At 70.3% G+C, this 19,749-nt stretch carries 20 protein-coding genes; 13 read left to right on the forward strand and 7 right to left on the reverse strand.

Going from position 1 to position 19,749, the window contains the following annotated elements:
- The first annotated feature begins 4 nt into the window (after positions 1 to 4).
- The 5 genes from pstC to G9C85_RS05750 all read left to right on the forward strand — a co-directional run bounded on the left by pstC (position 5) and on the right by G9C85_RS05750 (position 5,647).
- Complete coding sequence (pstC, locus tag G9C85_RS05730) at positions 5 to 1,126, forward strand: phosphate ABC transporter permease subunit PstC (RefSeq protein WP_166037774.1); 1,122 nt, start codon at positions 5 to 7, stop codon at positions 1,124 to 1,126.
- Positions 1,123 to 3,783 (forward strand): phosphate ABC transporter permease PstA, encoded by a 2,661-nt coding sequence (pstA, locus tag G9C85_RS05735; RefSeq protein ID WP_166037776.1) that lies wholly within the window; start codon positions 1,123 to 1,125, stop codon positions 3,781 to 3,783. Before pstC ends, pstA begins: the two co-directional genes overlap by 4 nt.
- Positions 3,776 to 4,705: a phosphate ABC transporter ATP-binding protein PstB gene (gene pstB, locus G9C85_RS05740; protein ID WP_166037778.1), complete on the forward strand. Its 930-nt coding sequence runs from the start codon at positions 3,776 to 3,778 to the stop codon at positions 4,703 to 4,705. The genes pstA and pstB overlap by 8 nt, the downstream gene beginning before the upstream one ends.
- A gap of 94 nt (positions 4,706 to 4,799) precedes the next feature.
- Complete coding sequence (locus tag G9C85_RS05745; protein ID WP_166037780.1) at positions 4,800 to 5,396, forward strand: hypothetical protein; 597 nt, start codon at positions 4,800 to 4,802, stop codon at positions 5,394 to 5,396.
- An 86-nt stretch (positions 5,397 to 5,482) separates the two neighbouring features.
- Entirely contained in the window at positions 5,483 to 5,647 is a 165-nt protein-coding gene (locus G9C85_RS05750) for a hypothetical protein (RefSeq protein ID WP_166037782.1), read from the forward strand.
- Positions 5,648 to 5,687: 40 nt separating this feature from the next.
- On the opposite strand, the gene dpsA is transcribed toward G9C85_RS05750, so the two are convergent.
- The 4 genes from dpsA to G9C85_RS05770 all read right to left on the reverse strand — a co-directional run bounded on the left by dpsA (position 5,688) and on the right by G9C85_RS05770 (position 8,469).
- Positions 5,688 to 6,230 (reverse strand): DNA starvation/stationary phase protection protein DpsA, encoded by a 543-nt coding sequence (dpsA, locus tag G9C85_RS05755; protein ID WP_166037784.1) that lies wholly within the window; start codon positions 6,228 to 6,230, stop codon positions 5,688 to 5,690.
- A gap of 415 nt (positions 6,231 to 6,645) precedes the next feature.
- Positions 6,646 to 6,936 carry a twin-arginine translocase TatA/TatE family subunit gene (gene tatA / locus G9C85_RS05760; RefSeq protein WP_166037786.1) on the reverse strand — a complete coding sequence of 97 codons (291 nt, stop codon included), beginning with the start codon at positions 6,934 to 6,936 and terminating at the stop codon, positions 6,646 to 6,648.
- A gap of 132 nt (positions 6,937 to 7,068) precedes the next feature.
- Positions 7,069 to 7,671 (reverse strand): YIP1 family protein, encoded by a 603-nt coding sequence (locus tag G9C85_RS05765; protein ID WP_166037787.1) that lies wholly within the window; start codon positions 7,669 to 7,671, stop codon positions 7,069 to 7,071.
- Between the two features lie 93 nt (positions 7,672 to 7,764).
- Positions 7,765 to 8,469: a thymidine kinase gene (locus G9C85_RS05770; RefSeq protein WP_166037789.1), complete on the reverse strand. Its 705-nt coding sequence runs from the start codon at positions 8,467 to 8,469 to the stop codon at positions 7,765 to 7,767.
- 669 nt (positions 8,470 to 9,138) lie between these two features.
- On the opposite strand from G9C85_RS05770, the gene G9C85_RS05775 reads away from it, so the two are divergent.
- Positions 9,139 to 9,864 (forward strand): nucleoside phosphorylase, encoded by a 726-nt coding sequence (locus G9C85_RS05775; protein WP_166037791.1) that lies wholly within the window; start codon positions 9,139 to 9,141, stop codon positions 9,862 to 9,864.
- A gap of 256 nt (positions 9,865 to 10,120) precedes the next feature.
- Here the strand turns inward: G9C85_RS05775 and G9C85_RS05780 are convergent, their stop codons facing one another.
- Positions 10,121 to 11,302, reverse strand: coding sequence for an NAD-binding protein (locus tag G9C85_RS05780; protein WP_166037793.1), 1,182 nt, complete (start codon positions 11,300 to 11,302; stop codon positions 10,121 to 10,123).
- A gap of 184 nt (positions 11,303 to 11,486) precedes the next feature.
- Between G9C85_RS05780 and G9C85_RS05785 the strand changes: the two genes are divergently transcribed.
- From G9C85_RS05785 to G9C85_RS05800, 4 genes are all read left to right on the forward strand, one after another.
- Positions 11,487 to 12,761 (forward strand): potassium channel family protein, encoded by a 1,275-nt coding sequence (locus G9C85_RS05785; protein WP_166037795.1) that lies wholly within the window; start codon positions 11,487 to 11,489, stop codon positions 12,759 to 12,761.
- Complete coding sequence (locus G9C85_RS05790) at positions 12,758 to 13,930, forward strand: TrkA C-terminal domain-containing protein (protein WP_166037797.1); 1,173 nt, start codon at positions 12,758 to 12,760, stop codon at positions 13,928 to 13,930. Before G9C85_RS05785 ends, G9C85_RS05790 begins: the two co-directional genes overlap by 4 nt.
- 81 nt (positions 13,931 to 14,011) lie before the next feature.
- Positions 14,012 to 14,284, forward strand: a complete 273-nt coding sequence (locus tag G9C85_RS05795; protein ID WP_166037798.1) for a ubiquitin-like small modifier protein 1 — start codon at positions 14,012 to 14,014, stop codon at positions 14,282 to 14,284.
- An 87-nt stretch (positions 14,285 to 14,371) separates the two neighbouring features.
- A complete protein-coding gene (locus G9C85_RS05800) occupies positions 14,372 to 15,148 on the forward strand; it encodes a Nif3-like dinuclear metal center hexameric protein (protein WP_166037800.1) in 777 nt (258 codons plus the stop codon).
- A 34-nt stretch (positions 15,149 to 15,182) separates the two neighbouring features.
- Here the strand turns inward: G9C85_RS05800 and G9C85_RS05805 are convergent, their stop codons facing one another.
- The gene (locus tag G9C85_RS05805; protein ID WP_166037802.1) at positions 15,183 to 15,410 is read right to left on the reverse strand and encodes a hypothetical protein; all 228 of its coding nucleotides are present in this window, start codon (positions 15,408 to 15,410) and stop codon (positions 15,183 to 15,185) included.
- Positions 15,411 to 15,574: 164 nt separating this feature from the next.
- On the opposite strand from G9C85_RS05805, the gene G9C85_RS05810 reads away from it, so the two are divergent.
- Positions 15,575 to 16,438: a mechanosensitive ion channel family protein gene (locus G9C85_RS05810; protein WP_166037804.1), complete on the forward strand. Its 864-nt coding sequence runs from the start codon at positions 15,575 to 15,577 to the stop codon at positions 16,436 to 16,438.
- Between the two features lie 20 nt (positions 16,439 to 16,458).
- Here the strand turns inward: G9C85_RS05810 and G9C85_RS05815 are convergent, their stop codons facing one another.
- A complete protein-coding gene (locus G9C85_RS05815; protein ID WP_166037806.1) occupies positions 16,459 to 17,910 on the reverse strand; it encodes a PAS domain S-box protein in 1,452 nt (483 codons plus the stop codon).
- Positions 17,911 to 18,029: 119 nt separating this feature from the next.
- Between G9C85_RS05815 and G9C85_RS05820 the strand changes: the two genes are divergently transcribed.
- Together G9C85_RS05820 and G9C85_RS05825 are read left to right on the forward strand one after the other, a co-directional pair.
- Positions 18,030 to 19,115 carry a deoxyhypusine synthase gene (locus tag G9C85_RS05820; protein ID WP_166037808.1) on the forward strand — a complete coding sequence of 362 codons (1,086 nt, stop codon included), beginning with the start codon at positions 18,030 to 18,032 and terminating at the stop codon, positions 19,113 to 19,115.
- 94 nt (positions 19,116 to 19,209) lie between these two features.
- On the forward strand, positions 19,210 to 19,674 hold the full coding sequence (locus G9C85_RS05825) for a universal stress protein (protein ID WP_166037810.1): 465 nt from the start codon (positions 19,210 to 19,212) through the stop codon (positions 19,672 to 19,674).
- Positions 19,675 to 19,749: the final 75 nt, after the last annotated feature.

The following is a 19,749-nucleotide window of genomic DNA, read 5'->3' on the forward strand; positions in this document are numbered from 1 at the left end:
CGAAATGTCACGGGATCTCACGTCGAACGTTCGTACGACACTCCTCGGTCGGGACGCGTCCGAGGGCGCACTGCTCTCGGTCGGCCTGACCGCACTGTTGCTGGTCGCGACGGTCGGTGTGTTCCTCGTCGCTCCGGCGTACGCGCTCCCGACGCTCCTCGCGTTCGTGCTCGTCACGACCGTGGCGTGGGTGCGCAACCAGGCGGAGACCGCGCGGTTGTTGACGCTCGTCGCGACGGTGTCGACCGTGCTGACGGTGTCGTTCATTACGATCTACCTGTTCGCGAGCGCGTTCCCCGCGGTCGTCGAGCGCGGAGCCAGCCTGTTCGTGCTCCCCGTCGAGAACGGCCGGACGCGATGGTTCTTCTGGCTGGACGCACTGTTGCCGTCGAGCGGGACGGTCTGGAACCCGCTCTCGGGCGCGTACTCGCTCATCCCGACGATCTGGGCGACCGTGATCGTGACGACGATCTCGGCGTTCGTCGCCGGCCCGCTCGGGCTGTTCGGCGCGCTGTTCATCAGCGAAGTGGCGAGCGACGGCGTGCGCGAGGTCGTCAAGCCCGCGGTCGAGGTGCTCGCGGGCATCCCCTCGATCGTCTACGGCTTCATCGGGTTCCAGGTCCTGAACGGGTTCGTGCAGGCGTCGTTCCTCGACGACGGGGCGTCGTTCCTCATCGCGGGACTGGTCGTCGGCATCATGGCGCTCCCGACGGTGGTGTCGGTGGCGGAGGACTCGCTGTCGAGCGTCCCGCGGTCGATGAAGGACGGGTCGGTGGCGATGGGGGCGACGCAGTGGCAGACGATGAAGTCCATCTCGATCCCGGCGGCGTTCTCGGGGATCTCCGCGGGCCTCATCCTCGGACTCGGGCGTGCGGTTGGCGAGACGATGGCGGTGGCGGCGATCATGGCGGCGGGCGTCGGGCTCGCGAACCCGCTGTTCGACGTGTTCGACCAGGGCGCGACGTTGACGAGCCTCATCGCGACGAACTACGGGAGTGCCTCGGAGTCGACGCTCGGCGTGCTGTTCGTCGCCGGCGTCATCCTGTTCGTCATCGTCGCGGGGATGAGCGTGCTCTCGCAGTACGTCGAGCGACGGATGAACGAGAAGCTGCGGGGTGACGCATGAGCGACGCGTACGCACGCGACACGACGCTCGTCGGTGCGGACTCGCGACTGTACGATCGTGCGCTCGACGGCGTCGTCGCGCTGACGGTCGTCGGGTTCGCGCTCGCGCTCATGGGGATCGTGCAGGTCGTCGAGCTGGCGGCGAGCGGCGCCGCGCTCGGCGAGTCACTGCTCGCGGTGCTCGCGGTGACGGCCGGCGGCGTCGGCGTCGTCGCGGCGTTCTCGTGGGCGAACGTCGTCCCCATCACGTCCGAGCGCGTGCGCGGCGTGGCGGTCGGACTCGTCGTGAGTCTGGTGGCGTTGACGGCGGTCGCGTACGCGACCGGGGTGACGCTCGCGTCGATGCTCGGCTGGGTGCTCTTGTTCGAGGCGGCCGTCATCGTCGTCGCCGGCGTGGCTTCGCGTGCGGGCGTGGTCGAGACGACGCCCGATGCGAGCGCGGGCCTGGTCGCCGGATTCGCGTTCGGCGTCGTCGGGCTCGCGCTCGGTGCGGCAGTCGGTGGCTCGCTGCTCGGAGCGGGGGCGGTCGCGTGGCTCGCACCCGCGGTCGTCGTCGGTGTCGCGCTCGCCGCGTTGACGATCCTCCCTCGCGAGGACGTCGGGTCGACGCTGCCTGCGGCGCTCGTCGTCGGCGCGCTCGGTGCGACGATCGCGTCGGCGGTCCTCGGCGTCGGCTGGCAGTGGAACCCGCAAGCTGTCTCGGGCGGGTTCACGGGCGGGATCGTCATTCCGCTGTTCGTCCTGACGGGGTCGCTGCTGTCGGCGTGGAGTGCGGCGAAGGCGCGCGAGGGCTTCGGCGCGCAGGGCCGCCAGTACGGGACGTTCCTCGTCATCGACCTGAACGCGCTGATGATGCTGGTCGTGATGGCGGCCATCGTCGTGTTCGTCACGATCAAGGGCGCCGGGTACGCGTTCCACGGGTTCCAGGTCGGTGCGGCGAGCGCGCTCCTGGCCACGCTCCCGCTGCTCGTCCTCACCGTTCGGCGCGCGAAGCGACCGGCCGGGTCGCCCGAGTGGCGTAGCGGCGCCCGCCAGCTGCTCCGGGTGCTCCCGCTGTCGGCCGCTGGCGCGCTCGCGGCGCTGTTCGCGTACGTCGCGGTGACTGGGCGGCGACTGGCGTACGACTTCACGTACACGGTCCAGGTGAACCGGCAGCCGGAGGTCCTCGACACGAGCGTCGCCGTGACGCGGTCGCTCGTCGTCGGGACGCCGCTCGTCCTCGTCGTCGGCGTCGCGCTGTTCGCGTACTTCTTCCGGCGGTACGGGAGCCTGGACAACGTCGGCGAGGAGTTCCAGTCGGTCGCCAGAGTGCGTCGGGCCGTCCCGCTCGTCGTCGGCGCGCTCGTCGTGCTCGCGGCCGCGTTCGGCGTTCTCGGCGCGAACCCGTTCGGACTGACGGTGCTGGGCGAGACGATAGCGTACTGGATCGTCGTCGCGGCCGCGGTCGCCGCGATGGCGCTCGCGGTCGCCCCGCTCGCGGCCGTCCTCGCCGGTGGCGACCCGGCCGCGGTCGGCGAGCGCGCGGTGCGGTTCGCGCCGCTCGTCGTCGTCGGCGCGCTCGGTGGCGTGTCCGTCCTCCTCGCGAGCGCGTTCCTCGAGTCGACCGCGCGCACCGTCCCGAACGTCTCCGGCGTCCCGGTGGTCGCGTTCGCCGCGTTCGTCGCCGGTCTCGCCTCGCTCGCGCTCGCCGCGCTCACCGTCGCGGGAGCGCGCGGCGTCGACGAGACGATCACCGAACGACTGCTCGGCGAGGAGACGACGCTCTCGCTCGCCGCCGCGGCCGGGTACGTGGTCGTCCTCGGCGTCCACGTCGCGGGCACGGGCGTCCCGTTCCGCGTCGGGCCGGCCGCGGTCGCGACCACGGGATCGCTCTCCTGGCCGATGGCGATGCAGGCGTACATTCCACTCGGCGTGGACCCCGGCGGCATCTTCCCCGCGATCGTCGGGACGGTGTGGCTCGTCGTCGGCGCGACCGCGTTCGCCGTCCCGCTCGGCCTCGGCGCGGCCGTGTTCCTCACCGAGTACGCCGAGCAGGGGAACTTCACGAACCTCGTGGAGATCGCGACGAACGCCCTCTGGAGCACGCCGAGCATCGTGTTCGGCCTGTTCGGGGCGGCGTTCCTCATCCCGCGCCTGGGCGGCGACGAGTCGCTGCTCGCTGGGATGCTCGTCCTCGGGTTCATGCTGCTGCCGCTCGTCCTCATCACGAGTCGCGAGGCCATCAAGGCGGTCCCGGCCGAGTACCGGGACGCGAGCGCGGCACTCGGCGTGGACCAGTGGACGACCATCCGGAGCGTCGTCGTCCCGGCGGCGATGCCGGGCGTCATCACGGGCGTCATCCTCGGCGTCGGCCGGATCGCGGGCGAGACCGCGCCGCTCATCCTCGTCCTCGGGTCGACCCTGAACGCGACCGAGGCCGTGGACGTCGTCGGCGGGTTCCGGTTCGTCGCCGAGCCGCCGTTCGTCGTGAACGACGCGCTCACGGCGGCGTCGGCGAGCCTCCCGACGCAGGTGTGGGCGGTCATCTCGGCTGGCGTGAGCGGGTCGCCGTCGATGGGGTGGGCGAGCGCGTTCGTCCTCCTGATGGTCGTGCTCTCGTTCTACGCGGTCGGCATCACTGCACGAACGATCTTCCGGCGGAAACTCGACTATGAGTAAGCAAGAATCAAACTTCGACGACGACGACAGCACGGGAACCGAGACGGCGAGCTCCAAGTCCTCGGCGACGGTCGCGGGCGAGACCGCCGAGGAGACCCGCGAGTCCTGGACGGCGTACGAGTTCGAGGGCGACGCGAAGGTGAGCGTCGAAGACTTGAACGTCTGGTACGGGGACGACCACGCCCTGAAGGACGTCTCGATGGACATCCCCGAGAACTCAGTCACTGCGCTCGTCGGTCCCTCCGGCTGTGGGAAGTCGACGTACCTGCGATGCCTGAACCGGATGAACGACCGCATCAAGGCCGCGCGCGTCGAGGGGTCGGTGCAGCTCGACGGGACCGAGATCTACGACGCGAACGCGAACCTCGTCGAGCTCCGGAAGCGCATCGGGATGGTGTTCCAGGCACCGAATCCGTTCCCGAAGTCGATCAAGGACAACATCTCGTACGGCCCCCGCAAGCACGGCGACATCGACACCGGGCTGCTCGCGCGCCTGTTCGGGCGCGACGACAGCGACGAGGAGCTGGAGCTCGTCGAGCGCGCGCTCAGGCAGGCCGCGCTCTGGGACGAGGTCAGCGACCGCCTCGACGACAACGCACTCGGCCTCTCTGGCGGCCAACAGCAGCGTCTCTGCATCGCTCGCGCGCTCGCCGTCGACCCGGAGGTCATCCTGATGGACGAGCCCGCGAGCGCGCTCGACCCCATCGCCACCTCGAAGATCGAGGACCTCGTCGAGGAACTCTCGAAGGACTACACGGTCGTGATCGTCACGCACAACATGCAGCAGGCCGCTCGCATCAGCGACCAGACCGCGGTCTTCCTCACGGGCGGCGAACTCGTCGAGTACGACGACACGGACAAGATCTTCGAGAACCCCGAGAGTCAGCGCGTCGAGGACTACATCACCGGCAAGTTCGGATAGCGGTCAGTCCTCGCAGTACCGAAACCGCCGGAGTTCCTGTCACCGGCGTCGACAGTCCGATGCATTGATTGTTCTTCCGCGTGGAGTGTCGCGCATGGTCCAGTCGACAGACGAGCCCCCCTCGAACGACGAACCCTCCTGGCGCACGGTCGCGTCCCCGGTCAGTCCGGCCGACGGTCTCGACCGAGTGGTCGCGGCCGTCGGTCGTGGCCGCGACGCGTTCCCGACGACGCGCGTGCGCCATGGCGTGTTCGGTCGTCGTACAACGGTATCGGTCGCCCTGATCGCTCTCGCGTTCGCGCTCGCCGTCGCCGCCGCCCAGCACGTCGCCGCGACCGTCGGCTACGGCACCGTCGGGTCCTGGGTTCACGGGACCTGGACGGGCACGAATCCCGAACCGCTCCTGTTCCTCGGGGTCGCCGCGCTGCTCGCGCTCGCGACGGCGAGTGCCGCCGGGAACTCGGGGCTGGTACCGACCGTCGTCCTCGTCGCTGGCCCCGTCTACGGCGTCGCGTTCGCGCGTTACGGGACGCGCGAGACCCTCTCTCGCTACGGACCGGAGGTCGTCTCGCTCCCCGAGGCGGCCGCGTTCGCCGCGTTCGTCGCCATCGCGGTCGCGGTCCCGGTCGCTGTCCTCGGGTTCGGTCTCGGGAGCGGCGTCCGCCACGCGCTCGCACCGCTCCGTCGGTGACGTCCGAGCCGTCCCAGCCGTCCGGCGACCGTCAAAGTCGACGCGAACCGAGCCCTTTTTACTTTAGGCTCGCCTAAACACTCGTAATGGCCGCTGGGACGCAGTCTGAGACTGCCGACGTGGAAACGGAACGGTCGGAGACCCCCGAGCTATCGGTCTGCGAGACCGCCCCCGGGAAGACGGTCTTCATCGAATCGGACAACAGCGACGGCTGGCTCGCGAGCGACACGACCGTCGACGTGCAACGATAGTCGCCGAAAAGACGGTTCGTCTCCTCGCGAGTCGATCGCGTCAGTTCGACGCGTCGACCTTGAGCGTGTCGTCCTCGAGGTAGTGGTCGATGACGTGGGTGTGCTCTTCGAGGTCCTCGAGGTGTTCGCGGAGCATCTCTGCGGTCGCGTAGTCGCCCAAGCCCTCCGCGAGTTCGATGTGCTGGCGGTAGCTCTCGATGATGTCCCCGTACATCTCGAGGTCGTTCGAGAGGGACGTGCGGATGTCGTAGACGTCCTCGTCCTCGGGTTCGACGGTCGCGTTCTCCGAGAGCGTCGCCATGCTGGCGTGCGGGACGCCACCGATAGCTTGTGCGCGCTCTGCGAGTTCGTCGGCGGCGAGTTCGATCTCCTCGTAGGCCTCCTGGAGGAAAACGTGGATGTCGCGGTGTTCGGCGCCGGCGACGTTCCAGTGGTGCTTGTGGAGCTGGTGGTAGAGGACGTACGCGTCTGCGAGGTCGGTGTTGAGCGCGTCGATGATCTGTGCGGCCTTCTCCTCGTCGAGCCGTACCGGGTTCTCGCCGACGCTACCCGCCTCTTTCTGGACTTCTTTCTGTGTACTCATAGCTCCTGTAGATACGGTCTTGGACCACTTATAGTTTTCCAGTAAGAAAATATTTTTTCGCCTCGCCTAAACCCAGTGCGTCGTCGGGAGCTCCACTCGGACGCGCGATCTGCGACGACGCTGCACGTCCTGCGACCGTCGACGACAGCCACGAACAGACGAGAACAGACCGCCACAGTCGTCGATAAACTACAGAGCACGATAGGAAATCGCTCCGGGCGGGCCGAGAGCGCGCCCTGGCCGGAGAAGACGGGCGATGACCGCAGCACGCGCTCGACGGCGAGTTCGGCGGCGCGAACGATGGGCCCGACGGCATCGCTGCTGCCGAGAGCGAGCCCGCGACTACGACTGCGAGAGAAACGGTAGAAGGTGTCGCGAACGGACGTCCGGCCGGGGCCAGCGAGGGGGTGCCGGATCAGGCCGAGGGGGCGCCGCGATCGACGTCGGTCTCGTGGTCGGCGTCCGCGTCGAGGTCGGTCTCGCGGTCGGCGTCCGCCGCGGTGGCGTCGGTCTGCGCGCCGGCGTCGGCGGCGTTCCGGATGTCGTTTTCGAGTTCCGCGCGGCCGCGCTCGAACTCGCTCATCGCTTCGCCGCTGGCGCGCGCGAGCTTCGGGAGCTTGTTCGCGCCGAACAGGAGGACGACGAGGAGGAACACGATCACGAGTTCGGGGCCGCCGAGTCCACCGACGAACAACTGGAACGACATTGGTATCGAGAGTAGGTACGCGCGGCACGAGCTTAAGTACGCAGTAGCACGGGTAGCGACCTCGAGAGACGATTCTCGGGTCGTGGGTCGTTACTCGGGCCGTAGGTCGTGACCGCGGCCGCGGTCGTGCGGTCAGATGATGTACCAATCCCGGAGAAGGGTGACGATGGCGTCGAGCGCGCGAAAGCCGTAGCCGTACGCGACCGTGCCGGGAACGACCGCGAGTAGGATCGCGCGCCGCGTGGATACCCGGTGGACGGTCGCGATGCCGACGACGAGCAGCGCGAACGCGTAGACGCCGCAGACGGCGCGGACGAGCGGCGACGGGATGCCCGCGAACACGCACGGTGCGGTCGCGTACCCGAGCACCTGCACGGTCTCGCTGATGCCCCCGCGGTCCGGAGCGAGCGCGGCGAGCAGGAGCGTCTCCACGGCCGCGAGCAAGTGTAATCCCGCGGGAGCGACGAGGAAGACGGCGACGCCGATCCAGAGCACGCCCGAGAGCAGCGGGCGGCCCGCGACGACCGGGTACGCCTCGGGGACGAGCGCGAACCGCGAGAGTTCCGCGACGAGCACGACCACCATCGCGAACGTCAACCCGGGTGCCTGGTCGCCTGGTGCGACGCCCGTCCGGAAGAACCGCGACGGCGCGGTCGCGACCTCGAACCACGCGCGAGCGACCGCTCGCGGCCCCCGGTCGCGGCCGCCGGTCGTCGACTCCACCCACTGCGTCATCGCCGCATCACCCGACCGAATCCGATCGCGCTGCTACCCGGCCGATGCCGTTCGGTCGTGCGTGCGGTACTCCGGGTGCGTTCAGTCATGCGGTCACTCGTTCGCGGCCCCTGGGTCGGCGTCGTCGTCGCGCTCGCCGCTGCCGTCGCCGTCGGCGGCGAGTTCCGCTGGGTCGGCCGCCTCGGTGAACTCGTCGAGGCTCCGGTCGAGCGACCCCGTCTGGAGCGTGTGACAGTTCCGGCAGCGCGCCTCGTAGGACTCCTCGGCGCCGACGAGGATCGTCGGGTCGTCGACGTGCGCGGGCTCGCCCTCGACGAGTCGCTGGTTCCGCGTCGCGGGCTCGCCGCAGACCGAGCAGATCGCCTGGAACTTCTCGACGTACTCCGCGGTCGCCATCAACGCCGGGAGCGGATGGAACGGTTCCCCGCGGAACGTCTGGTCGGTCCCGGAGACGACGACGCGATGACCGTCGTCCGCGAGCGCGTCGCAGACGTCCACGAGCGTCTCGTCGAAGAAGTTCGCCTCGTCCACCGCCACCACGTCCTCGCCGTCGACGCACTCCGTGATCTCCCAGACGCCCTCGCCCTCCGCGGGCACCGCCGTCGCGTCCCAGTCCCGGCCCTCGTGACTCCCGATGACGTCGTCGCCGTACCGGTCGTCGACCGCGGGCGTGAACACGGCCACCTCCTGCTCGGCGATCTTCGCACGCCGAAGCCGCCGCAGCAACTCCTCGGTCTTCCCGGAGAACATACTCCCCGTGATGACCTCCACCCAGCCACTGTTCGTGATCGCGTGCATTCGAACTGGCCGACGAGTCGAGGGTGCAAAAACTTCCTGTATCGCGACGCATCCGTCGATCACGCACCTCCGAACAGCACCACGAAGCCCCGGCACACCCGCGACGAAGGGGAGAACGCGAATGCGGAGAATCCATCGCACCGCCAACACACAGGAAGCCCCGGCGCGCTCGCGACCGCGCCGCCCCTTCCAGTCCCACCCGACCGCGACCGCACCGCTTCCGCGACCGCACCGCGCCCTGCCCTTCCCCTGCTCGCAGCACGCGCCGTCGGCGCGCGCTGCTCGCGGCCGAGTTGTCGGGTCGAACCACGCTTTCGAATGCCGGCTGGCGAGCGGTGACGCAGCCGCGCGAACGAAGGTGAGCGCGGCTGCGTCGATACTGCGCGAGGGATGAGCACCGCGGTGACCGACGGGAACCGCGGCGCGCAGTCGGCTGGGGAGGACGAGGCTGCGGAGCGGTGGCGGTGCAGTTGCTGTTGCGGTTGGTCCAGCGCACTCACCGCGAGCGCCCAGCGGGCGCGAGCGGGATTTTTTCGCCCACGTTTTTCCAAGGAGTGGTGCGCCGCAGGCGCACCCGACGCAGGAAAAAGGTGGTAGTGAAAAAGGTGGTAGTGAAAAAGGTGGTGGAGGAACGCGTCGTTTTTGGCGTCGACTCTCGAATGCGGCGGTATGGCCAAGCAACCGCATCTGTTGGTCGAGGAGGGAGACGTTAACGAGGTCGCGATCGTTCCGGGTGACCCCGGGCGCGTCGATCGGATCGCGGGGCTGTGTGACGACAGCGAGGTCGTTGCGGAGAATCGCGAGTACAAGGTCGTGAATGCGACGTACGAAGGTCGGGATCTCACGATCTGTTCGACCGGAATCGGGTGCCCGAGCGCCGCGATCGCCGTGGAGGAACTTGCTGCCGTGGGCGTGGAGACGTTCGTCCGCTGTGGGACCACGGGCGCGCTCCAGGAAGGCATCGAGATCGGCGACATGGTCGTCGCGACCGCCGCCGCGAAGAACGAGGGGACGAGCAAGCGCTACGAGGCCGTCGAGTACCCCGCCGTCCCCGACTACGACGTTCTCTCCGCGCTCGTCGACGGCGCCGAAGCGAACGACGAAGACGTGCACGTCGGCGCGATCGCGAGCGACGACGCGTTCTACGCCGAGACCGACGAGTACGTCGAGGACTGGGAGGACGCCGGCATCCTCGCCGTCGAGATGGAGGCGGCGACGCTGTTCACGCTCGCGCGCCGCAAAGGCCTCCGCGCTGGCGCCATCTGCACGGTCGACGGGAACCTCGTCGAGGGCACCCAGAAGGGCGCGACCGACGACGACGAACTCCCCGAGAAAGCGAAGAACAACGTCGAGCGCGCCATCCAGATCACGCTCGACGCCACGACGCAGGTTTAAGCCAGAAGCCGGGGCGAACTGCGGCGTGCCCTGACGCGTCGTCGTCCGCGCGGCCACGGCGGGAGCGCAGTCGACCCGCGGACCTCGCCCCTGACTGCCTGTACGCTATATCGAGTCCTCGACGAGCGATCGCACCGTCGCAGGCCGCCGCCCCCCTCGCTTCCCGGGCCTGCCGTCACTGACGACGGCCGCCATCGAGCGCTCGCACGCTCCGTCACGGACGGCCGTCGACGGGTCGCCGGTCGGTCGGGCGCGGTCAGTTCGCTGCGTCGTCGCTCGGCGACGCGAGGTGGCCGTCGACGAGCCGGTCGGCGATGCGCTCGGAGTCCGTGCTCCCGAGTGCGGACTCGACGAGGAGGTGCCCGCCGATCTGTGCGGGACTGATGACGGTGTTCGCGCCCGCTCGCTTCAGCTTGTCGACGTTCTCGCGGTCCGTCGCGGCCGCGACGATGTTCGCGTCCGGCCGGAGTTCGCGCGCGGTCAGGATCGAGAGCGCGTCGTTCGCGTCGTTGTTCGTCGCCGCGACCACGGCACGCGCCCGGTCGAGGTGCACGCGATGCAGCGGCTCCTCGTCGCTCGGGTCCGCGACGACGAGCGGGACCGCTCGTTCCTTCAGTTCGGCGATCGACTCGTTGTCGGGTTTCGCGACGACGACGAAGTCGACGTCCAGGTCCGCGAGTTCGGTCAGTATCGGTTCGGTCAGGTCGCCGTACCCGAGGACGACGACGTGGTCCTCGAGGAGTTCCAGTTCTGAGTCGTTCATGCGTCCGAGTGCGGTCGCGAAGCGAGCTTCGAGCAGCGGCGCGAACAGCGCGCCGAGTGCGGCGGTGAAGCTGGTGACGCCGACGGCGAGCACCGACAGCGCGAACAGTTCGCCGATCGTCGAATCGGGCGTGATGTCGCCGTACCCGACGGTGCTGGCGGTGACGACGGTGAAGTAGAACGCGTCCGCGAGCGTCTCGACGCGCGGGAACTCCTCGCGGAGCGCCCACGTCCCGACGGTGCCGTAGATCTGCGCGCCGACGAGCGCGAGCCCCGCAGCGATCTGGGAGGTCGAAAGCGAGACATCGCGATCGAAGCGCGCGCGATTCCACCAGCAGACGACGGTCGCGACGACCGAGAGCGCGACGAGCGGGATGGAGTACGCGCTCGACTGCACGAGGCCCTGCGCGGCCGTGACCGGGAGGAGGACGACCGCGGAAAGCCACGAGACGTAGAGCGCGCGCCGCATCGACGCGGCGGTGACGAGGAGCACGAACCCCGTGAGGGTGCCCGAGAAGCCAGCGGCCTGCTGGACGCCGCCGGGGACGTACGCGGCGAGCGGGCCGGCGGTCGGCGTCGTGATGTTCACGAGTCCGGTGGCGATCGAGAGGACGGCGACCGCGCTGACGAGCGCGGCCGTCGCCCCGACGCCGGTCGGACGGAACCGCCAGTCCATGCCCCCGCGTGGTCGCCCGGTCGACTTAATCCCGTCGGGTCCCGTCCCCGTCGGGTCTCGTCCTCGTCGGGTCTCGTCCTCGTCGGGTCTCGTCCTCGTCGGGTCTCCGGGATTCGACGCGTCAACCCAACTGCGTCGTGGTGCGTCGACAACGATTTCAGTGACGACTCCGTGCGAACGGGGTATGGCTTCGTTACCGGTCGAGTTCCTCTTCGGCGTCTACCTCGGCCTCCTCACCGGCATCGTTCCGGCGTTCGTCTCCGGTGCGCTCGGGTTCGCGTTCAAGTACTTCACGGGCGTGACGCTGCCCGGGCTCGGGGTCGTCGTCCTCTCGGTCGCGATCGCGGGCATCAACGGCGGCCTCATGGGCTTGCTCGACCCGGCGGTCGCGAGCTCGCCGCGCGTGGTGACGGCCGCGGTCGTGGTGATGATGCTGTCGCTGTACGCGCACAGTCAAGGGGACAGGCTCGGCGTGACGCTCCCGAAGCGCTTCTCGCTCCGGCGACTCCGCGAGCGCACGCTCTCCGGGGAGGCGCTCGACGTCTTCGGTGGCGTCACCGTGACGGTGACGGATACGGTCGGGGACGTCGAGGGCTACCCGCCGCTGCCCGCGGACCTCCGGTCGCGGATCGCCGAGTCGACGTGGTCGTTCCCCGGCGACCTCCCGCTCTCCGAGCTCGAATTGCGGCTCGCGGAGCGACTGAAGACCGAGTTCGACCTCGCGGACGCGTCGGTCACCGTCGACTCCCGGGGTCGGGCGACGGTCGCGGCGGCGCCGCCGACGGGCGGCCTTTCGCGGACGGTCCCGAAGGGCAAGCGCGCGGTGTCGGTTGCGGCGCTCCTCCCGACCGGCGTGGCGCGGGGCGACACCGTGATCGCGCAGACGTCGACGGGGCCGGTGACGGGGACCGTAGTCTCGGCGCGAACGACCGGTGACGATCCGCCCGAGCCGCGAGCGTCGCTCGCCCCAGTCGAGGAGGACGTGCTGACCGACGGCGGGGCGGACGCGGCGGAGGCATCCGTGGCGACGCCGACGGCGCCGACGACGGACGGCGGCGAGGGCCGCGTGACGCTCGCCGTCGACCGCGCGGACGCCGCGGCCCTCCTCCGGGCGAGTCGAGCGCGCGTCCACGTGACCTCGCGGGGCACGCACCGCGAGTACGAACTCGTCTCGCTGCTGCGGCGGGCGGGGAACCGGTTCCGGCGCGTCACCGTCCGCGCCGACGGCGCGCTCGACGGGACGACCATCGGCGAGGCGGGCGTCCGCGACGCGTACGGCGTCGCCGTCCTCGCGGTCCGCGAGTCGGGCACGAGCGGCGGCGCGACCCCGAAGGACGGTTCGAGCGACCGCCGGTGGGCGTTCTCGCCGACCGGGTCCGTCGCGCTGTCCGCGGGCGACGAACTGTTCGTCGTCGGACGACCGGACGCGCTCGCTGCGTTCGTGGAGGCGGCGGCGTGAGCTCGCACTCGCTGCTCGCGGTCGCCGTCCGCGTCGCGTCGCTCGCGGCGCTCGCCGGCGGCGTGAGCCTCCTCGCCGCCGTCCTCTACCGGTGGTGGGGTCGCGAGCGCATCCCCGAGGGCATCGCGCTCCTGCTCGGCGTGACCGCGGTCGCGCTCGTCCTGAACACCGAGCAGACGCTCAAGCAGTTCATCGTCGACGGCGGGACCGGCGAGTTCGACCAGTGGGAGGCGCTGCGGACGGTGACGACGTTCACCGCGAGCGCGATCGTCGCGGACGTCGCGCGGCGCGTCGGCGACCGGAGCGCCGAGCGCGCGTTCCGGAACGGGTCGACGCCGCGGTTCGACCGCGAGCTCGCGCAGATGGTTCGTGCCGGCGGGCGCGCCGTCACGGTGACGCTCCCGGACTCGATCGACGACATCGACGGCTACGATCCCGTCCCGGAGGCGAAGAAGGCCGAGTTCGCCGGGGAGCGGTTCGTGTTCCCGCGGCGCGTCACGGTCGGGGAGCTCGGCGACCGCATCCGTGCGCGTCTCGAGACCGACTACGGCGTCGGGCACGTGGACGTCGAGGTGACCGCCGAGGGCGACGTGACGTACCTCGGCGTCGGTGCGCGCGAGGCCGGCATCGGGCCGACGCTCGCGCCGGGTGCGGCGGCGGTCGCGGTACAGGCCGACCCGGCGAACGCGGCGAGCGCCGGGGACCTCGTGCAGGTGTGGGCGGGCGGCGCGGACGGCGAGCCCGAGCGCGTCGCGACCGCCGAGGTGCGTGCGGCCGTCGACGACGTGGTGACGCTCGCGCTCGACGAGCCCGACGCCGCCGCGCTCGCGGACGACGTCGCGTACCGACTCGTGACGATGCCGACCGAGCCGAGCGTCGACCGCGAGTTCGCCGCGCTCCTGCGCGCCGCCGACGAGACGATGGGTGCGGTCGTCGTCGACGCGAACAGCCCGCTCCAGGGCGCGACCGTCGGCGCGCTCGACGTCACCGTCGCCGCGATCCGACGGCCCGACCGCGGCGTCGCCCCGATCCCCGAGAGCGACACGCCGATCGAGGTCGGGTCGACGCTGTACGTCGTCGCCCGCCCGGACGCGTTCCGCGCGTTCGAGGCGGCGGCGACGCCCGTCCAGGTGACCGAACCCGCCGCCTCGCCCGACGGCGACGACTGACGGCGCCGGTTCCGCGCAGTCGCTTCTCGTCGGTTCGGAACGTCCGCAATCGCTTTACTCGCCCGCGCCCGAGTGGCGAGCGTGCACTGGAAGCTGTTCGCCGACCTCCGCGAGCGCGCCGGCGAGGAGACCGTCGCCGTCGAGGACGCCGCCACCGTGGAGGACGCGCTCGAGGCGCTGCTCGCGGACCGCGACGCACTCCGCGAGCGCGTGCTCGACGCCGACGGCGACGTCGTCCCGGACGTGAACGTCCTGAAGAACGGCGAGAACGTCTTCGACGCCGGCGACGGCCTCGACGAACCAGTCGTCGAGGGCGACGAACTCGCGCTGTTCCCGCCCGTCTCGGGCGGATAGCGCGACCAACTCGACCACGACGCGATCGACGGTGGCGCGGTCGCTGGAACCGGCGGTCTGAAGGCGCCCGCGATGCCAGGGTCTGGTATGCGACTGTCAGCGTTCTGCGAGCGACTCGACGAGGAGCTGCGGACGGCAGCGTACGCCGATTTGGACGCGAGCGCGAACGGGCTCCAGGTCGGCCCGGACTCCGGGGAGGTCGAGTCCGTCGCGTTCTGCACGGACGGCGTCCGGCAGACCATCGACATGGCGACAGATTGGGGCGCGGACGCGATGGTGGTGCATCACGGCGTCTCCTGGGGCGGCATCGAGCGCGTGACCGGTCGTGCGTACAACCGGGTCGCGCCTCTCGTCCGGAACGACGTCGCGCTCTACGTCTCGCACCTCCCACTCGACGGACACCAGGAACTCGGGAACGCCGCGGGCGTCGCGGACGTCCTCGGGCTCGAATCACGCGAGCCCTTCGGCGCCGTCGGCCCCGAGTACGCCGGCACGCGCGGCCGCCTCCCCGAATCGACGTCCGCGGACGCGCTCGTCGACGCGCTCGAACCCTCGCTGTCTACGGGCGGCGAACCCGTCCAGGTCCTCGACCACGGCCCCGACCGCCTCCGGGACGTCGCGGTCGTCACCGGCGACGGGAGCGACTACGTCGACGAGGCCGCAGCGGCGGACGTCGACGCGCTCGTCACCGGCGAAGTGAAGCAGAAGACGTACCACGAGGCCCGCGAAGCCGACCTCACCGTCGTCGTCGCCGGCCACTACGCCACCGAGACGTTCGGCGTCCGGAACCTCCGGGACTGGATCGAGACCGAGTGGGACGAGGACCTGGAGACGACGGTCTTCGACGTCCCCACCGGCCTCTAGATCGGGTCGCACCGAACGGAATCGCGTCGCCGCCCTACACCTCAGGTTCGTTCCGCGCGTGCGAGACCTCGCGGTCGCTCGTCGCACGCACGAGGTCCTCGCCGTCGTACTCGAAGTCGTCGCTCCCGTCGAGCTCGGACACCGTCACCGTCGTCCCGTCCGCGGACCACGCCGCCCGCAAGCCCTTCCGCTCCACGGCGTCGAAGTCCGTCCGCGCGAGCTCGTATGCGAGCACGTCTGCGTCCGTCTTCCCGAGCGTCATCGCATAGGTACTCGCCGCCCAGACCCGTGTAGGTTTCCCCGACGCTCGCCCGTCGACGACCGACGGCGTCGGCCGGTGGTGTCGGCCGATGGCGGCGGCGCGCACCCGCCGAACCGGCTGATACCGGGCGCATACTCAAGGCCGTGGTCGACCCCACGTGAACCATGCTCCAGGTGCGTGCGGCCAGACGGCTCTTCGCGGAGTTCTTCGCGCTCGCGCTGGACGCCTCGATCCTCGTCGTCGTCGTCGCCGCCATCTACCTCCCCGGGCGATACCTCCTCGTCCCCGGCCTCCAGTGGCTCCTCGACGCGGCGAACGTCGACGAGGCGTTCGCGCTCCCCGCCGTGAACCTCCTGCGGGCGGGAGTCATCCTGTTCGCCGCGTTCGCGGGCATCACCGTCTCCGGGCTCGCGAGCTTCCTCGCCGCGACGCAGGCCATCACGGCCGGTGCGACGATCGCGATCGGGTTCGCGAGCAGGGACGTCCTCGGGAACCTCGTCAGCGGCGCGTTCATCGTCCTCGACCCGACGTACAACATCGGCGACTGGATCCGCTGGAACGACAGCGAGGGCATCATCGAGGACATCAGCTTCCGCGTGACGCGCGTCCACACGTTCGACAACGAACTCGTCGTCGTCCCGAACTCCGAGCTGACGCGCAACGCCGTCACGAACCCGGCGGCGAAGGACCGCCTGCGCGTGACGGTGCGGTTCGAAGTCGGCGAGGACGCGGACCTCGACGCAGTGCGGAGGATCGTCGTCGAGGAAGCCCGCACGCATCCGGGGATCGACGAACGACCGGCGCCGACGGTCGTCGTCACCGAGGTCGTCGGGTCGTCGATCGTCCTCGAGGGGCGGTTCTGGATCCCGGACCCGGCCCGCGTGGACTTCGAGCGCGTACATTCGGACGTGACCGAGGCCGTGAAGACGCGGTTCGCGGACGAGGACGTCGCGATGCCGTCCGAGGAACGCGAACTCTCCGGCGAACTCGGGACGTACCGCGTCGACGACGGCCAGCGCTACGAGTAGAGCGGCCCCAATACAGCGGGTCAGCTCGCGGCGGGGAGTTCTATCGCGACGGTCGTGCCGTCGTCGACGACGTACGTCACTTCGCCGTCCGCGGAGTCGACGATCCAGTTCGTGAGCCAGAGCCCGAGGCCGCTCGCGTGCTCCAGAGGGGTCTCCCGGTTCGCGCGGAGCGCGTCGAGTTCGGCGGACGGGATGCCGGGGCCGTCGTCGGTGACGGCGACGCGAACGCTCGACTCGTCGACCGCCACTGCGACTCGAACGCGCGGGTCGTCGTCGTGCTCGAGTGCGTTCCCGACGACGTTCTCCACCGCGACCTCGAACAGCGGCGGGACCGACGCCCGCGCGGACGCCGGCGCGTCGACCGTCACCGAGTCCCGGGTGCTGGCGTCGGTCACGCTGTCGACCGCGTGCTCGACGATGGGGACGACGTCCGCCGGCTCGGGCGCGCTCGCGTTCGGGCCGGTGAGTTCCTCGACGACGTTCGCCTTCCCGCCGAGTTCGACGAGATTCGACGCGACCCGTCGGATGCGGGACGTGTACTCCTCGACGCCGTCGTGTTCGGCCTCCACGAACTGCGTCATGCCGAGGACGACGTTCATGTCGTTCCGGAGGTTGTGCCGAAGGACGCGATTCAGGACGCGGAGCATCTGGTCGCGGCGGCGGCGTTCGGCGACGTTCCGGAGCACGCCGACGGAGCCCGCGTACTCGCCGTCCTCGGGCGGGAGCAGCGAGAGGTTGAGTTGAGCCGGGACCGCGGTCCCGTCCGTGTCCGTCACCGTCACGGCGACCTGTTCGCTGGTCGCGTCGTCGGCGGCGATCAGCGACTGGATGACGTCGATGCAGGCCTCGACGTCGTCGGCGGACATGATCGCGGTCGCGAACTTGCCGAGGACCTCCGAGCGGTCGTACGAGAAGTCGTGCGCTTCGAGCGCGGCCTGGTTGACGTACTCGATGCGGCCGTCGGCGTCGAGCATGTAGATGCCGTCGTCGACGCTCTCGAGGATGCGCTCGAACCGGTCGCGCTCCACGGCCGCGGTCCGGTCGGTGACGGCGAGCACCACGCGGTCGCCGGCTCGACTCCCGGACACCGAGGCGGGCGTTCCCTCTACGGTCCCGATCGTGAGGCGGCGTTCGCCCGCTTCGTTCGCGAGCATCGCGTCGACGCCCCTCGCGTCTCCGTCGGCCGCGCGCTCGCTCTCGTCGACCGCGTGCTCGTTCCCGTCGATCGGCGGCTCGCTCTCGTCGACGCCGGCACTGTCATCGGGGTCGTCGACCAGGACGTCGAGCGTCGGCGGGTCGACGAACAGCGACCGCCAGTCGTCGCCGACGACGCCGTCGCGGTCCGCGTCGGCGAGGTCGACGAGGGCGTCGTTCACCGCTGCGACGCGGCCGTCCGCGTCGACGACAGCGACGCCGTCACTCGTCGCGTCCAGCACGGCGTCGAGCACCCCCGAGTCCCCCGGATCGGTCATCTCTCGGGCGATAGCGTGTGACGGGCCATAACGGTTCTTGCTAGACGAACGGGGTCGCCGACGGCGCCAGCGGGCCCGAATCCGAGTCGTTCAAACGCGTGGCCGTCGGACAGGGGAGCATGACCGAGGACCACGACGACGAGGGTGCCGACCACGACGCGGACCATAGCGGCGAGGGCGACGGCCACGACGCCGAGCACGGTCACGCGGAGCCCGAGCGAGAGACGTTCCACCACGACCCGATCGGGCACGCGGACGTCCGCGGCGGGATGACCGTCGGCGAACTCGTCGAAGAGTACGGGCACGCGGGCATCGGCGCGGCGGACGTCCACGAGGCCGCGGACGTCGCCGCGGAGATGTTCGGCGACGAGGACACGAGCGTCTTCATGGGACTCGCGGGTGCGATGGTGCCGACGGGGATGCGTCAGGTCGTCGCCGACCTCGTCCGCGACGGGTACGTGGACGTGCTCGTGACGACGGGCGCGAACCTCACGCACGACGCCATCGAGGCGATCGGCGGGAAGCACCACCACGGCGTGGAGGGCGCCGACGGCATGAGTGCGCGCGAGCACGACGAGCGACTGCGTGACGAGGAGGTCGACCGCATCTACAACGTCTACCTCCCACAGGAGCACTTCGCGCTGTTCGAGAGCCACCTCCGCGACGAGGTGTTCCCGGAGATCGAGGAGACCGTCACCATCGCGCGGCTCTGCGAGGAACTCGGGCGCGCGAACGCCGACGTGAACGAGCGCGAGGGGATCGACGAGGACGCGGGGCTCGCCGCGGCGTGCTACGAGCACGACGTCCCCGTCTACTGTCCCGCCGTCCAGGACTCCGTGCTGGGGCTGCAGGCGTGGATGTACTCGCAGGTCACGGACTTCCAGCTGGACGCGACCGGCGACATGACGCCGCTCACCGACCTGGCGTTCGACGCCGACTCGGCGGGCGCGTTCGTCGTCGGCGGCGGCGTCCCGAAGAACTTCGTCCTCCAGACGATGCTCGTCTCGCCGGACGCGTACGATTACGCCGTCCAGCTTACGATGGACCCGCCCCACACCGGCGGGCTCTCGGGGGCGACGCTCGACGAGGCGCGCTCGTGGGGGAAACTGGAGAAGGCCGCGCGGAACGCGAGCGTGTACGCCGACGCCACCATCACGCTCCCGCTGCTCGTCGCCGCCGCCCGCGAACGCGTCGAGGCCGAGTGAGGACGGTCCGCCGCCGTTCGAGTCCCGTCCGCACCGGAAGGGGTTCTGTCTGGCCGGAGATACCTTCTTGGTCGGTGCGCGCCTCTGTACGGGCGTGACGCTACTCGTTCCATACGACGGCTCTGCCCTCTCGAAGACCGCGCTCTCGCGCGCCCAGACGTTCGCGGAGTTCACGGACGAGGACTTGCTCGCGCTCGTCGTCATCCCCGACGAGCCCGGGTACGCGCACCGCCACGACTGGCTGGACCCCGCGGACACGTTCGACGTCGGCGTCGTCGAACGCAAGCTCACCCAGGAGATCCGGGACGTCGCGCCGGACGCCGAGGTCCGCGCGGAGTTCGTCGAGAACACCGAACCCACGGCTGACACGACGATGATCGTCGTCCGCACCATCAAGGAGGTAGCCGCCGAACTGGCGGTGAGCGTGGTGTTCGTCGGCAGCCAGAACGCGGGGAAGGTGACGCGGCCGCTCGCCAGCATCGGCGGTACGGTGGCGGACGACGCACGCTACGACGTCCACATCGTCCGCCACCCCGACCCCGAGTTCGCCGACGAGTAGGGGCCGGCGTCCGGGGGTGGTCTGCGGAGCGGCAATCGAGGGGAACCCCGCCGCGGGAACCACCATCGCTTTCTC

This window comes from Halorubellus sp. JP-L1 (genome assembly GCF_011440375.1).
Taxonomy (GTDB): domain Archaea; phylum Halobacteriota; class Halobacteria; order Halobacteriales; family Natrialbaceae; genus Halorubellus.

What these genes read in the sequence shown, in the direction of transcription:
- G9C85_RS05820 (WP_166037808.1), top strand. Translation starts at nt 18,030, where the DNA reads ATGACCGAGGACCACGACGACGAGGGTGCCGACCACGACGCGGACCAT.
- G9C85_RS05770 (WP_166037789.1), bottom strand. Translation starts at nt 8,469, where the DNA reads ATGCACGCGATCACGAACAGTGGCTGGGTGGAGGTCATCACGGGGAGT.
- G9C85_RS05780 (WP_166037793.1), bottom strand. Translation starts at nt 11,302, where the DNA reads ATGGACTGGCGGTTCCGTCCGACCGGCGTCGGGGCGACGGCCGCGCTC.
- G9C85_RS05750 (WP_166037782.1), top strand. Translation starts at nt 5,483, where the DNA reads ATGGCCGCTGGGACGCAGTCTGAGACTGCCGACGTGGAAACGGAACGG.
- G9C85_RS05785 (WP_166037795.1), top strand. Translation starts at nt 11,487, where the DNA reads ATGGCTTCGTTACCGGTCGAGTTCCTCTTCGGCGTCTACCTCGGCCTC.
- pstA (WP_166037776.1), top strand. Translation starts at nt 1,123, where the DNA reads ATGAGCGACGCGTACGCACGCGACACGACGCTCGTCGGTGCGGACTCG.
- pstB (WP_166037778.1), top strand. Translation starts at nt 3,776, where the DNA reads ATGAGTAAGCAAGAATCAAACTTCGACGACGACGACAGCACGGGAACC.
- pstC (WP_166037774.1), top strand. Translation starts at nt 5, where the DNA reads ATGTCACGGGATCTCACGTCGAACGTTCGTACGACACTCCTCGGTCGG.
- tatA (WP_166037786.1), bottom strand. Translation starts at nt 6,936, where the DNA reads ATGTCGTTCCAGTTGTTCGTCGGTGGACTCGGCGGCCCCGAACTCGTG.
- G9C85_RS05815 (WP_166037806.1), bottom strand. Translation starts at nt 17,910, where the DNA reads ATGACCGATCCGGGGGACTCGGGGGTGCTCGACGCCGTGCTGGACGCG.
- G9C85_RS05745 (WP_166037780.1), top strand. Translation starts at nt 4,800, where the DNA reads ATGGTCCAGTCGACAGACGAGCCCCCCTCGAACGACGAACCCTCCTGG.
- G9C85_RS05765 (WP_166037787.1), bottom strand. Translation starts at nt 7,671, where the DNA reads ATGACGCAGTGGGTGGAGTCGACGACCGGCGGCCGCGACCGGGGGCCG.
- G9C85_RS05805 (WP_166037802.1), bottom strand. Translation starts at nt 15,410, where the DNA reads ATGACGCTCGGGAAGACGGACGCAGACGTGCTCGCATACGAGCTCGCG.
- dpsA (WP_166037784.1), bottom strand. Translation starts at nt 6,230, where the DNA reads ATGAGTACACAGAAAGAAGTCCAGAAAGAGGCGGGTAGCGTCGGCGAG.
- G9C85_RS05810 (WP_166037804.1), top strand. Translation starts at nt 15,575, where the DNA reads ATGCTCCAGGTGCGTGCGGCCAGACGGCTCTTCGCGGAGTTCTTCGCG.
- G9C85_RS05800 (WP_166037800.1), top strand. Translation starts at nt 14,372, where the DNA reads ATGCGACTGTCAGCGTTCTGCGAGCGACTCGACGAGGAGCTGCGGACG.
- G9C85_RS05775 (WP_166037791.1), top strand. Translation starts at nt 9,139, where the DNA reads ATGGCCAAGCAACCGCATCTGTTGGTCGAGGAGGGAGACGTTAACGAG.